At 69.7% G+C, this 13,090-nt stretch carries 8 protein-coding genes; 3 read left to right on the plus strand and 5 right to left on the minus strand.

Features of this window, described 5'->3' with window-relative positions; genetic code table 11:
* Window positions 1-23 precede the first annotated feature (23 nt).
* Complete coding sequence (locus tag WS95_RS31240) at window positions 24-902, plus strand: aldo/keto reductase family oxidoreductase (protein ID WP_059827998.1); 879 nt, start codon at window positions 24-26, stop codon at window positions 900-902.
* A gap of 77 nt (window positions 903-979) precedes the next feature.
* On the opposite strand, the gene WS95_RS31245 is transcribed toward WS95_RS31240, so the two are convergent.
* On the minus strand, window positions 980-2,182 hold the full coding sequence (locus tag WS95_RS31245) for an MFS transporter (protein WP_059828000.1): 1,203 nt from the start codon (window positions 2,180-2,182) through the stop codon (window positions 980-982).
* Window positions 2,183-2,252: 70 nt separating this feature from the next.
* On the opposite strand from WS95_RS31245, the gene WS95_RS31250 reads away from it, so the two are divergent.
* Window positions 2,253-3,302 carry an AraC family transcriptional regulator gene (locus WS95_RS31250; RefSeq protein WP_059828003.1) on the plus strand — a complete coding sequence of 350 codons (1,050 nt, stop codon included), beginning with the start codon at window positions 2,253-2,255 and terminating at the stop codon, window positions 3,300-3,302.
* 43 nt (window positions 3,303-3,345) lie between these two features.
* Here the strand turns inward: WS95_RS31250 and WS95_RS35430 are convergent, their stop codons facing one another.
* Both WS95_RS35430 and WS95_RS31255 read right to left on the minus strand, forming a co-directional pair.
* The gene (locus WS95_RS35430) at window positions 3,346-3,510 is read right to left on the minus strand and encodes a hypothetical protein (RefSeq protein WP_179950244.1); all 165 of its coding nucleotides are present in this window, start codon (window positions 3,508-3,510) and stop codon (window positions 3,346-3,348) included.
* 68 nt (window positions 3,511-3,578) lie between these two features.
* The gene (locus WS95_RS31255; protein ID WP_059828005.1) at window positions 3,579-5,486 is read right to left on the minus strand and encodes a DUF3857 and transglutaminase domain-containing protein; all 1,908 of its coding nucleotides are present in this window, start codon (window positions 5,484-5,486) and stop codon (window positions 3,579-3,581) included.
* Between the two features lie 397 nt (window positions 5,487-5,883).
* Between WS95_RS31255 and WS95_RS31260 the strand changes: the two genes are divergently transcribed.
* Window positions 5,884-6,747 (plus strand): crotonase/enoyl-CoA hydratase family protein, encoded by an 864-nt coding sequence (locus tag WS95_RS31260; RefSeq protein WP_059828007.1) that lies wholly within the window; start codon window positions 5,884-5,886, stop codon window positions 6,745-6,747.
* Window positions 6,748-6,796: 49 nt separating this feature from the next.
* Here WS95_RS31260 and pdeR read toward each other — a convergent pair whose 3' ends face one another.
* Both pdeR and WS95_RS31270 read right to left on the minus strand, forming a co-directional pair.
* Window positions 6,797-8,800, minus strand: a complete 2,004-nt coding sequence (gene pdeR / locus WS95_RS31265) for a cyclic di-GMP phosphodiesterase (RefSeq protein WP_059828009.1) — start codon at window positions 8,798-8,800, stop codon at window positions 6,797-6,799.
* A 574-nt stretch (window positions 8,801-9,374) separates the two neighbouring features.
* Window positions 9,375-13,013 carry a hydantoinase B/oxoprolinase family protein gene (locus WS95_RS31270; RefSeq protein WP_059828011.1) on the minus strand — a complete coding sequence of 1,213 codons (3,639 nt, stop codon included), beginning with the start codon at window positions 13,011-13,013 and terminating at the stop codon, window positions 9,375-9,377.
* Between the last annotated feature and the right edge of the window lie 77 nt (window positions 13,014-13,090).

The raw sequence follows: 13,090 nt of genomic DNA on the forward strand, positions 1-13,090 counted from the left end.
CATTCCATCGACAGGAGCACGTCATGCCCGACATTCGCCCCACCGCCACCTTCAAGCTCGGCGATCGCCACGTCAAACGAATCGGCTACGGCGCGATGCAGCTTGCAGGCCCCGGCGTATTCGGCCCGCCGAAAGATCGCGATGCTGCATTACGCGTGTTGCGCGAAGCCGTCGAGTCCGGCGTCGACCATCTCGACACCAGCGACTTCTACGGCCCGCACGTCACGAACCGGCTGATTCGCGACGCGTTGCATCCGTATCGCGACGATCTCGTGATCGTCACCAAGATCGGCGCGCGACGCGGCGACGATGCGTCGTGGCTGCCCGCGTTCGCGCCCGACGAACTCGAACGGGCCGTACACGACAACCTGCGCAACCTCGGGCTCGACGTGCTCGACGTCGTCAACCTGCGCATCATGTTCGACCCGCACGGGCCGGCAGAAGGATCGATCGAAGCGCCGCTGGCCACGCTCGCCGAACTGCAGCGGCGCGGGCTCGTCCGGCACATCGGCCTGAGCAACGTCACGCCCGCGCAGGTCACGGAAGGCCGGCGGATCTGCGACATCGTCTGCGTGCAGAACCACTACAACATCGCGCATCGCGGCGACGATGCGCTGATCGACGCGCTTGCCCGCGACGGCATCGCCTACGTGCCGTACTTTCCGCTCGGCGGCTTCTCGCCGCTGCAGTCGTCGACGCTGTCCGGCGTCGCCGCCCGTACCGGCGCGACGCCGATGCAGGTCGCCCTTGCGTGGCTGCTGCGCCGCGCGCCGAATGTCCTGCTGATTCCCGGCACGTCGTCAGTCGCGCATCTGCACGAGAATCTCGCAGCAGCCGACGTCGATCTGCCGGCAGACGCGCTCGCGGAACTCGACCGCATCGCGGGCGTCGACGCCGCCTGACGCGGACGATCGCCCGGCGGCCCGTGCAATGCGGGCCGCCGGGCCGCCGGGCCGCCGGCCGCCGGATCGCCGGCCGGTCAGGACGCGACCACGCCAACCCGCTTCGGCACGCCGGTCACGATCGTCGCGACCGCCACCGCCAGCACGATGGCCGCGCCGACGAACACGCCCGCCGCGCCGTTCGCGTCGAACACGACGCCGCCGGCAGCCGCGCCCGTCGCGATCGCGAGCTGGACCGCCGCGACGATCAGCCCGCCCGCGCTCTCGGCCTCGTCGGGCACGGTGCGCGTGACCCACGTCGACCACGCGACCGGCACGCCGCCGAACGCCATTCCCCACAATGCGACGAGCACCGCGTCGATCATCGGCGCGCGGCCGAGCACGACGAGCGCGACGCCGAGCACGACCATCAGCGCGGGCATGCCGATCAGCATCGGCCGCAGCCGGTGTTCGAGCACGCGGCCCGCGAGCGACGTGCCGACGAAGTTCGCGATGCCGTAGCCGAGCAGGATCGCCGACAGCCCGTTCACGCCGACGCCCGCCACCTGTTCGAGGAACGGCCGCAGATACGTGAAGAACGCGAAGTGCCCGGTGAACACGAGGATCGTCGCGAACATCCCGAGGCCGACGGTCGGCCGGCGCAGCACGTCGATCAGCGTGCGCAGTCGCGTCGTGCCGCTCGGCGGCATCGACGGCAGCGTGATCATCTGCGACACGAACGCGATGCCGCCCAGCACGGCCGCGATCAGGAACACGTTGCGCCAGCCGATCAGGTGACCGAAGTAGCTGCCCATCGGCGCCGACGCGATGGTCGCGACCGCCACGCCGCTGAAGATGATCGACAGCGCGCGCGGCACCATCGCCGTCGGCACGAGCCGCATCGCGGTGGCCGTCGCCATCGTCCAGAAGCCGCCGAGCGCGACGCCGAGCACGACGCGGCCGAACAGCAGCATCGCGAGGTTCGGCGCGAACGCCACGGCGAGGTTCGATACGACGAGCAGCACCGAGAACACGAGCAGCACGCGGCGCCGGTCGATCGTACGCGTGAGCGCCGAGATCAGCAGGCTCGTGACGAGCGCGACCGTGGCAGTGGCCGTGACGGCCTGTCCGGCCACGCCTTCGGTCACACCGAGGCTCTCGGCCATCGGCGTCAGCAGGCTCGCCGGCAGGAATTCGGCCGTGACGAGTCCGAACACGCCGAGCGCCATCGCGAATACCGCGCGCCAGGCCGGTTCGCGGGGGGCCGCCGTCGAGGCGGCCGAGGAAATTCCGGGATTCATGCGGGGTTCCGTGTCGGTTAGGGAAAGTACTGATGAGGGCGTATCGTAAGGACCGGCAGCAGGACGGTCTATGACATACAATCCGTTCTTGTTGATCGAACGTCCGTATCTCGATATGTCCGAGCCCCTTCTGCCCCCGATTCCCGACGTGCACGACCTCGTCAGCGAGCTGCTGCTGGGGATGCGCCTGAGCGGCGTCCAGTACCGCCGCATCCAGGTCGCGCGGCCGTTCGGAATGAACTTCGGCCATGCGCCGGGCCGCGCGCAGTTCCATTTCGTCGTGCGTGGGCCCGTGCTGCTGCGCGACGCGTCGGGCGACACGATGCGGCTCGAGGCGGGCGACGCGATCCTGTTGCCGCACGGCGGCATGCACGCGCTGGTGTCCGATCCGGATGTGCCGTGCCGCGAGATCAACGGCTTCGAGATCGCGAAGATCTGCGATACGGTCGCGTCGGTGGCATCGGCCGGCGTCTCGCCCGCGACCTGCGCGACGACGGAGCCCGGCGCCGGCGACGCGCTGATCTTCAGCGCGTGCATGGAGCTCGACCTCGGCGGCATGCAGCCGCTCGTCGGCACGATGCCGAAGTTCATGCACGTGGGCACGCTGCTCGCGCGCTACCCGGAGATCCGCCCGATGCTCGATGCGATGGAGCGCGAAGCGTGCACCGCGCGCGCGGGCTTCGCGGGCATCCTCGCGCGGCTCGCGGACGTGGTCGCGGCGTTCATCGTGCGCGGCTGGGTCGAGTGCGGATGCGGCGACGCGACGGGCTGGGTGCAGGCGCTGCGCGAGCCGAAGCTCGGCCGCGCGATCGTCGCGCTGCATCGCGACCCGGGCCGCAACTGGAGCGTCGCGGAACTCGCGACCGAAGCGGGCGTGTCGCGCTCGGTGTTCGCCGAGCGCTTCCTCGCGGCCACCGGGATGACGCCCGTGCGTTACCTGACCGAGCTGCGGATGCGGCTCGCCGCGCAGTGGATCGCGCGCGACCGCGAGGCGATCGAAGCCGTCGCGTACCGACTCGGCTACGGTTCGCTCGCCGCGTTCAGCCGTGCGTTCAAGCGCGTGGTCGGCAAGCCGCCGGGCGCCGTGCGCGCGAGCGGCGACGTGCACGCCGAAGCGTAACGCCCGACGCGCGGCGCCGGCGTGGGCCGCGGCCCGCCGGCCGTCACTTCAGCGTGTCGAGCCGGTCGATCAGCGCCGTCGCGCACTGCACGGCGAGCGCCGCACACTGCGGCGCATCGACTGCCGCGCCGGCCGCGACCGTACCCTGCACGATCCGCCCCAGCAATTCCTTCGCGAGCTCGGCGATCTCGCGGTCCCGCTCCGTCATGATGTCCCTCCTGCGCGTCGACGATTGCGTCGTTCGCCCGTTCGGAGCGAACGCTGTGCCCGCGCCGCTCAACGGCGCGTCGCCCGCACGACGATCTGCGCCTGCGTGTCGCGCTCGATGCGCTCGAGCGACGCGCGCAGCGCGGCGAACTCGTCCGGCGTGCACACCTGACGGCCGAAATCCGCCTTCATCCGCCGCGTGACCTGCACGACCCGCGCGGCCGCATCGAACACGTAATGCGACGTGAAGTCGACGAAACGGTCGTGCACGGCCGCATCGGCCGGCAGGTCGGTCACGGCGACGCCTGCCGGCAACGCGATCTGGCCGGTCTCGTCGAACGTGCCGCCGAGGCAGCCCCACGGCTGCGTGCGCACGGGCTCGGCCAGCCAGGTCTCGACCTGCGTCGCGATGCCGCCCGTCAGGCTCGACAGCGCGGGCAACGCGGTCGTGCCGTCCGGCCATACGAAATGATCGAGCGTGCCGGTCACGGTCACGTCGAACGGCCCGTCGGTCGCGCGCCGGTCGCCGGTCGACAGTTGCACGCGGCCGCGCAGGCCGCTTTGCGCCAGGCGCTCGTTCGCGAGTTGCGCGATGCGGTCGCGCGACGCGCGGCGAAACAGGTTGCGTTCGAGTTCGGCCGTCCAGCCGTCGTCCTCGACATACGCCTGAAAACGCGCGGCGCCGGGCCGCGCGGCATCGATCGCGATGCGCGCGGTGCGGGCGCGCGGCTGCGTGGCCGGCGTGCGCGACAGCACGCCCGTATCGACCAGCAGCGCGGGGCGATCCATCACGATCGGCGGCAGGTAGCCGAACGCGATGCCGGCCGTCGTCGTATCCGCGTAGCGCCCGAGATCGGGCAGCCACGTGATCGCATGATTGATCGCGCCGCCGCCGTAGCCGGGCACCGACGGCAGCGTGTACACGGCGCCGAGATTGATCAACACCGGTTCGCTGCGAATGCCGACCGCCGCCAGCAACGCGCCGAACAGCGCGACATGATCCTTGCAGTCGCCGTAGCGGTTGCGCAGGATGTCGGTCACGCGATGCGGCGCGGCGGCCGTTTCGCCGAGAAACAACCCGACGTAGCGCACGTTCGCCTGCACCCAGTCGTACAGCAGGCGCGCCTTGTCGCGCGGATCGGCGGCATCCGCCGTGAGCGCGCGCGCCAGTTGCACGACGGCCGGATCGTTCGCGCTCGGGTCGACCGCTGCGTCGCGGTAGCGCGCGGCGAACGCCGCGTAGTCGGGCAGCGTCGACACGACCAGCCGGTCGCCGTAGGTCGGGTAACCGACCGCGCCGCGCTCGATGCGATCGTACGTGCCATGCCGGTAGTCGAATTCGTAACGCGTGCGGCCGTTCGCCGTGACCGGCGGCAGCGCGACGTAGCCGCGCGCATCCGCATACAGCGGCATGTCGGCCGGCACGTCGAAGATCAGCCGCTGGCGGTCGACCGGCTCGCGCGACGGCTCGACGTAGTAGCCGAAGTAGCCGCGATTGACCGGCTTCGTGCGGGTCTTGCGGAACGCGACGCGCGTGCTCGACCCGGCTTCGACGCCGGGGAACACGACGGTGCGCAGCAGCCCGTCCTGGAACGTCGGCGCGCCGGCCGAGCGCGGCTCCTGCACGTCGCGGATGCCGTCCGCGCCGACCGGATGCGCGACGCCGTCGCGGTCGATCGTCTCGGCCGCGAGCAGCTCGACCTTCTCGAGATTCTTGTCGAACCAGACGTAGCGCTGCGCGACCGCGTCGATGCCGTTCGCGTCGTTCGCGCGCAGCGTCGAATCGTCGTGCTCGTCGAGCGAACCGTCGTGCTGGATCACGAATTCGTGGACGTCGCTGACGAGCGTGACGGGCGCCGTATCGCCCGCATCGGGCGAGTCGCCGGTGCCGCGCGTGTCGGCCGCGGCCGTACCCGCGCCGAGCGCCACCGCGCACGCGAACAGGCAGCCGGACCATCGGGAAGGAAACCGCACCACGTCGAAGCTCTCCGCGCGTTCGTTGCCGGGTATCGGCGTCGCGCGCGAGGGCGGAAGTCGTACCGCATGACGCGCGGATGACAAGCCACCCGCGTACCCGCCGCGGCGCCGTCGTGCGGCCCAGTGTGGGTGACGTACCGGCGAGCGTCAAGCCGCGGCGCGCAAGGCCGGCGCCCGCCGTAGCGCTCCGATCGACGCCACCCCGTCCGGCACAGCCGCCACAGCGCTCCGATCGACGTCACCCCGTCCGTCATCCCCGCCCCGCCCGAACGCGATCCGCATCGGCGTCCCGGTCGTGCGTTTTTCCCCGCAATTCGACATTTGTGCGCGCGCAACAATGGCGATGCCTCGCGCCTGGCGCGGCGGTCTTTAAAACCACATCTCTCGAGGACATACCATGCAACTCCAATCCCATCCGGCATGCCGCCCGTTTTACGAAGCCGGTGAACTCTCGCAACTGTCCGCCTTCTACGAAGAAGGCCGCAACGTCATGTGGATGATGCTGCGATCGGAGCCGCGGCCGTGCTTCAACCAACAACTCGTCACCGACATCATTCATCTCGCGCGCGTCGCCCGCGACTCGGGCCTCAAGTTCGACTTCTGGGTGACGGGCTCGCTCGTCCCCGAGCTGTTCAACGTCGGCGGCGACCTGAGCTTCTTCGTCGACGCGATCCGCAGCGGCCGGCGCGACCAGCTGATGGCCTACGCGCGCTCGTGCATCGACGGCGTGTACGAGATCTACACGGGCTTCGGCACCGGTGCGATCTCGATCGCGATGGTCGAGGGCAGCGCGCTCGGCGGCGGCTTCGAGGCCGCGCTCGCGCATCACTACGTGCTCGCGCAGAAGGGCGTGAAACTCGGATTCCCGGAGATCGCGTTCAACCTGTTCCCGGGCATGGGCGGCTATTCGCTGGTCGCGCGCAAGGCGAACCGCGGTCTCGCGGAATCGTTGATCGCGACCGGCGAAGCGCACGCGGCCGAGTGGTACGAAGATCGCGGCCTGATCGACGAGACGTTCGACGCCGGTGACGCGTACCTCGCGACGCGCACCTTCATCGACGTGACGAAGCCCAAGCTGAACGGCATCCGTGCGATGCTGCGCGCCCGCGAACGCGTGTTCCAGTTGTCGCGCTCGGAGCTGATGGACATCACGGAAGCGTGGGTGCATGCGGCGTTCACGATCGAGCCGAAGGACCTCGCGTACATGGAACGCCTGGTGATGCTGCAGAACCGGCGCGTGTCGAAACTGCGCACGGTGTAATGCGACGGGCGCCGCCGGCGGCCGGCGGCGCCCGTTTCCGGAACGACCCTCAGGCGATCAGCCTGAGCTTTCTCGTCTCCGCGAGCCACGCCTCGAACGCCTGCGCCGGCATCGGCCGCGCGTAGTAGTAGCCCTGCGCGTGATCGACGTCGAGCTGCTTGAGGAATTCGGCTTCCGCATGCGTTTCGACGCCTTCGGCGACCACCGCGAAATTCAGCGCCTTCGCGAGCGACACGACCGAGCGCACCAGCGCCTGCGAGCGCGGATTGCGGTCGATGGCCGAGATGAAGGTACGGTCGAGCTTGATCACGTCGAGCGGCAGGCGCGACAACTGCGACAGCGACGAATAGCCGGTGCCGAAATCGTCGAGATGGATCTCCGCGCCCAGTTGGCGGAACTGCCGCATCAGCCCGATGGCCGCCTCCTCGTCCTCGATGAAGCAACTTTCGGTCAGCTCGATGTCGAGCAGGCCCGGCTTCAGCCCCGCGGCGTCGAGAATCGACGCGAACTGGTGGACGATGTTCATGTCCTGCAACTGCCGCGCGGACACGTTCACCGCGATCCGGACACCGAGCCCCTTCGCCTTCCATGCGGCGGCCTGCGCGGCCGCGGTGCGCATCACCCAGCGCCCGAGCGGCGCGATCAGCCCCGACTCTTCCGCGAAACGGATGAACTCGACCGGCGCGACGAGCCCGCGATCGGGCGACTGCCAGCGGATCAGCGCCTCGACGCCGTGCACGTCGCCCGTCGCGATATCGACGACCGGCTGGTAGTGGAGCACGAACTGCTCTTCCTCGAGCGCCTTGCGCAGGTTGGTGTCGAGCCACATGTACTTCGCGACCTTCTGGTTCATCTCCAGCGAGAACACGCGATACGTATGCTTGCCCGCTTCCTTCGCGACGTACATCGCGGTGTCGGCGCTGCGGATCAGCGTCTCGAGCGAATCGCCGTGCTGCGGATACATCGCGATGCCGATCGAGCAGCTCGTGTAGACCTCCATCAGCCCGAGATGGATCGGCGTGCGCAGCCGCTCGAGAATGATCTGCGCGGTCGCTTCGAGCAGCGGGCGCGTGCCGTGTTCGAACAGCACGAGGAATTCGTCGCCGCCGAGCCGCGCGAGCGTCGCGCCGGACGGCAGGCAGCCGCTGATGATCGCCGACACGTCCTGCAACAGGCGGTCGCCGGTGATGTGTCCGTAGTGATCGTTGACGCGCTTGAAGTTGTCGAGATCGAGAAACAGGATGCCGACCTGCCCGCGCGTCAGCTCGGTCTCCTCGGCGATCGCCGTCCGGATGCGCTCGCTGATCGCATGGCGGTTCGGCAGCCCGGTGAGCACGTCGGTGTTCGCGAGCTCGGAGAGCCGCTGCTGCGCGTTGCGCTCCTCGGTGATGTCGATGCCCGAGCAGATCAGGAACTGTTCGTCGACGCCGCTGCCGCTCTGCACGAACTTGTTGCGGAACTGGAACAGGCGCGGCCCGTTGACCGTGTTGATGTAGCGCTCGACCGCGAACGACTGGTTGCTCGCGAAGAAGCCCGTGATGTTGCTGCGCGACTGCGCGCCCTGCTCGGGGCTCATGAACAGCTCGAACGCGCTGCGGCCGATCACGTCGACCTCGCGCTTGCCCGTCACTTCCTCGCACAGGCGGTTGAAGCGCTGCACCATCCCGTTGCGGTCGAGGATCACGACGAGCGAATTCACTTCGGACACGACCTGCTCGGCGAACGCGAGCCCGTGCGACAGATCGCCGGCGACGGACTCGGTATCGGAATAGGCGGACGCCGTGCCGGCCCAGTCGACCGTATTGACCTTCCTGCCGACGAGATGGAGGCTGACCGGGTTGCCGAACAGCACGATGTCCAGCACGAGGTGCGACGTGACGCCGGTCAGCGCGCGGATGCGCGCGGCCTGTTCGGTCGTCAGCGGGATCGCGACGTTGGTCAGGCCGCGGACCGCGGCCAGTTCGAGCGCGTTGCTGTCGCTGCCGAGACGCCAGCAGGGGCTGCGCGTACCGACATGCGCCTCGAGCACCGCGCTATCGTTTTCGTCATCCATGGACACGCCCCGATCCAAAAAAAACGCACAGTGTAGACGGAGGCGAGTGGGCCGACCGCCTTCCCGGGCCGCGCAGTGCGCATGCCCGGCAAGGCAGCCGTGATCGCCGTGACAGCGGGCCTCGTCCCGTACTTGTTTGCAGCTGATGCGGCCGGCGTTCGCGCGTGACGCGCGCAGGTTCTGCCTTACGAATGATGAGAGCCATCTTATCAAATGACGATGAAGATTGGCACTCACATTTAGAGAAAAGTGTCAAGGAACCGGCACTCGATTGGCAAGCCGGATTTTTCATGATCGGCCACTCGAGAACGGGCAGACGACGCGCCGCGCATCGAGAGCGGGTTGCCGGGCCGGAACCCGCGCCGGACGGGCGTTTGAGGCCGATCCGTGGTGACGGGGCCAGATCTTTGGCGAGACCGTGGCGGCAGGGGTCGAATCGCATGTCGCGATCCGCGTTTCCGCCATTTTTTGATTCCGCTCGCGCGTGAATGCGCCGCTTTATTCCACAGTCCTTTGCAATAGGCTTCACCCGCCCGCGCACCCGGCGCGGGGGTGCCCGCGCCGGGTGCGTCGCTCAGTCCGGCGCGCCGTAGCCGCCGCCGCCCGGCGTTTCGACGACGAACACGTCGCCCGGCGCCATCTGCGCGCGGCCGATATGGTCGAGCGCCTCGACCGTGCCGTCCGCCCGCTCGATCGTGTTGCGGCCGAGCGCGCCGGCTCCGCCGCCCGCCGCGCCGAACGGCGCGTGGATCCGGTTGTTCGACAGGATCGACGCGGTCATCGGCTCGAGGAAGCGGATCCGCCGCACCGCGCCGTCGCCGCCGCGCCAGCGCCCGGCGCCACCCGAGCCGGCGCGGATCCGGTGCGAATCGAGCCGCACCGGATAGCGCCATTCGAGCACCTCCGGATCGGTGAGCCGCGAGTTCGTCATGTGCGTCTGCACCGCGGCGACGCCCGCGAAGCCGTCGCCCGCGCCGCTGCCGCCCGCGATCGTCTCGTAGTACTGGTACCGATCGTTGCCGAATGTGAAGTTATTCATCGTTCCCTGGCTCGACGCGACGCAGCCGAGCGCGCCGTACAACGCGTTGGTGATCGCCGACGACGTCTCGACGTTGCCCGACACGACGGCCGCCGGGTATTCGGGGTTCAGCATCGAGCGGGCCGGCACGATCACGGTCAGCGGCTTCAGGCAGCCGGCGTTCAGCGGGATGTCGTCGCCGACCAGCGTGCGGAACACGTACAGCACCGCCGCCATGCAGACGGCCTTCGGCGCGTTGAAGTTGTTGTCGAGCTGCGCGGACGTGCCGGTGAAGTCGATCTCCGCGCACCGCGCCGCGCGGTCGACGCGAATCGCGACGCGAATCTCCGCGCCGTTGTCGAGCGGGTAGCGGTATGCGCCGTCCTGCAGCGCGCCGATCACGCGCCGCACGGCTTCTTCCGCGTTGTCCTGCACGTGCCCCATGAACGCGAGCACGACGTCGCGGCCGAACTGCGCGACCATCCGGCGCAATTCGTCGACGCCCTTCTGGTTCGCGGCGACCTGTGCCCGCAGGTCGGCCATGTTCTGCTCGACGTTGCGCGCCGGGTAGCGGCCCGACGCCAGCAGCGCGCGCGTCTCGGCGTCGCGCAGCACGCCGGCCGACACGAGCTGCCAGTTGTCGATCAGCACGCCCTCTTCGTCGATGTGCGTCGAGTCGGGCGGCATCGAGCCCGGCGTCGTGCCGCCGATGTCCGCGTGGTGGCCGCGCGAGCCGACGTAGAACAGCGGCGCGTCGGAGCCGTCCGCGAACACCGGCGTGATGACCGTCACGTCCGGCAGGTGCGTGCCGCCGTGGTACGGGTCGTTCAGCATGAACACGTCGCCGTCGCACATGCGGCCGCGGTTGCGCTCGATCACCGTGCGGATGCTTTCGCCCATCGAGCCGAGGTGTACGGGCATGTGCGGCGCGTTCGCGATCAGGTTGCCGTCGCCGTCGAAGATCGCGCACGAGAAGTCGAGCCGCTCCTTGATGTTTACCGAGTACGCGGTGTTCTGCAGCCGCAACCCCATCTGCTCGGCGATCGACATGAACAGGTTGTTGAAGATCTCGAGCCGCACCGGATCGGCGTCGGTGCCGAGCGAGCGGCGCGTCGGCAGCGGCGTCGTGCGCGTCAGCACGAGGTTGCCCTGCGCGGTCATCGCGGCGCGCCAGCCGGGCTCGACGACGGTCGTGCCGTTCTGCTCCGCGACGATCGCCGGGCCGTCGATCGCATCGCCGGCGCGCAGCGTGTCGCGCACATACAGCGCCGCGTCGTGCCACTGGCCGCCGGAATAAAAGCGCACGGCCGTGTGCGCTCGAGGCGCCGCGCCAGCCTCGCGCGGCGCGAGCGGCGCGAGGTCGACCGGCGCGTCCGAGCGGCCGATCGCCTCGACCGACGCGAGCTCGGCGACGAGCGGCGTGCCTGGCATCAGGAACGCGTAGCGCTGCCGGTACGCGGCCTCGAACGCCTGCTGCATCGCGGCGACGCTGCCAGCCGGTACGTCGAGCGCCGAATCGGTGCCCTGGTAGCGCAGGTGCACGCGCCGCTCGGTCGCGATCCGCTGCGGCGGCACGCCCTGTTCGAGCAGCGCGCCGATGGCCTCGTCGGCCAGCCGGTCGAGCGCCGCGTTCAGCGCCGGCAGCGACGCGTCGGTCAGCACGGCCTCGACCGCGCGCTCGCGCATCGCAGTCTGGTCGGCCAGCCCCATCCCGTACGCGGACAGCACGCCCGCGAGCGGATGCGCGAACACCTGCGTCATCCCGAGCGCATCGGCCACGCCGCACGCGTGCTGGCCGCCCGCGCCGCCGAACGTCGTCAGCACGTAGCGCGACACGTCGTGGCCGCGCTGCACGGAAATCTTCTTGATCGCGTTCGCCATGCTGCCGATCGCGATCTCCAGGAAACCTTCGGCGAGCGCCTCGGGCGTCTCGCGCCGCCCGGTCGCCGCGTGAATCCCGTCGGCGAGCGCCGCGAACTTCGCGACCACGCCGTCGCGGTCGAGCGGCTGGTCCGCATGCGGGCCGAACACCCGCGGGAAATGGTCGGGCTGGATCTTGCCGAGCATCACGTTACAGTCGGTCACCGTCAGCGGGCCGCCGCGCCGGTACGCGGCCGGCCCCGGATTCGCGCCGGCCGATTCGGGCCCCACGCGCAGCCGCGCGCCGTCGAAGCCGAGCACCGAGCCGCCGCCCGCGGCGACCGTATGGATGCTCATCATCGGTGCGCGCATCCGCACGCCGGCCACCTGCGTCTCGAACGCGCGCTCGAATTCGCCGTTGTAGTGCGACACGTCGGTCGACGTGCCGCCCATGTCGAAGCCGATCACGCGCTCGAAGCCGGCCGCGCGCGCCGCGCGCACCATCCCGACGATGCCGCCGGCCGGGCCGGACAGGATCGCGTCCTTGCCCTGGAACGCATCGGCGCGTGTCAGCCCGCCGCTGCTCTGCATGAACTGCAGGTTCACGCCCGGCATCTCGTGCGCGACCTGTTCGACGTAGCGGCGCAGGATCGGCGACAGGTACGCGTCGACCACGGTCGTGTCGCCGCGCGACACCATCTTCATCAGCGGCGACACCTCGTGCGACACCGACACCTGCGTGAAGCCGATGCGGCGGGCGAGTTCGGCCAGCATCCGTTCGTGCGCGGTGTAGCGGTAGCCGTGGATCAGCACGATCGCGAGTGCACGCACGCCGCCGTCGAACACGCGGCGCAACGACGCTTCGGCACCCTGAACATCGAGCGGCACGACCGCGTCGCCGTGCGCGCCGACGCGCTCGTCGATCTCGACGACCGTCTCGTACAGCGCGTCGGGCAGCACGATGTCGAGATCGAACAGGCGCGGCCGGTTCTGGTACGCGATGCGCAGCACGTCGCGAAAGCCGCGCGTCGTCGCGAGCGCGGTGCGTTCGCCCTTGCGTTCGAGCAGCGCGTTGGTCGCGACCGTCGTGCCCATCTTCACCATGTCGACCCGCTCGGGCGTGATCGGCTCGCCGGGCGCGAGGCCGAGTAGGTGGCGGATGCCGGCCACGGCCGCGTCGCGGTACTGCTCAGGGTTCTCCGACAGCAGCTTGTGCGTGACGAGCGTGCCGTCGGGCCGCCGCGCGACGATGTCGGTGAACGTGCCGCCGCGGTCGATCCAGAATTGCCAGCGCGCGGCGTCGGAGGAAACGGGGGAAAGGTGTCGGTCGGTCATGATGTCGGGTCGATGCGTCGTTGAATCGAGGGACGAGCGCCGCCGCACGGCGCGCGTCGCGCGCCGCGTGGCGGTAC

It is taken from the genome of Burkholderia sp. MSMB1826 (assembly GCF_001526325.1).
GTDB lineage: Bacteria > Pseudomonadota > Gammaproteobacteria > Burkholderiales > Burkholderiaceae > Burkholderia.

Excerpts from the sequence above, each read along its gene's own strand:
- pdeR (WP_059828009.1), bottom strand. The coding sequence starts at position 8,800 with ATGGATGACGAAAACGATAGCGCGGTGCTCGAGGCGCATGTCGGTACG.
- WS95_RS31250 (WP_059828003.1), top strand. The coding sequence starts at position 2,253 with ATGACATACAATCCGTTCTTGTTGATCGAACGTCCGTATCTCGATATG.
- WS95_RS35430 (WP_179950244.1), bottom strand. The coding sequence starts at position 3,510 with ATGACGGAGCGGGACCGCGAGATCGCCGAGCTCGCGAAGGAATTGCTG.
- WS95_RS31240 (WP_059827998.1), top strand. The coding sequence starts at position 24 with ATGCCCGACATTCGCCCCACCGCCACCTTCAAGCTCGGCGATCGCCAC.
- WS95_RS31245 (WP_059828000.1), bottom strand. The coding sequence starts at position 2,182 with ATGAATCCCGGAATTTCCTCGGCCGCCTCGACGGCGGCCCCCCGCGAA.
- WS95_RS31270 (WP_059828011.1), bottom strand. The coding sequence starts at position 13,013 with ATGACCGACCGACACCTTTCCCCCGTTTCCTCCGACGCCGCGCGCTGG.
- WS95_RS31260 (WP_059828007.1), top strand. The coding sequence starts at position 5,884 with ATGCAACTCCAATCCCATCCGGCATGCCGCCCGTTTTACGAAGCCGGT.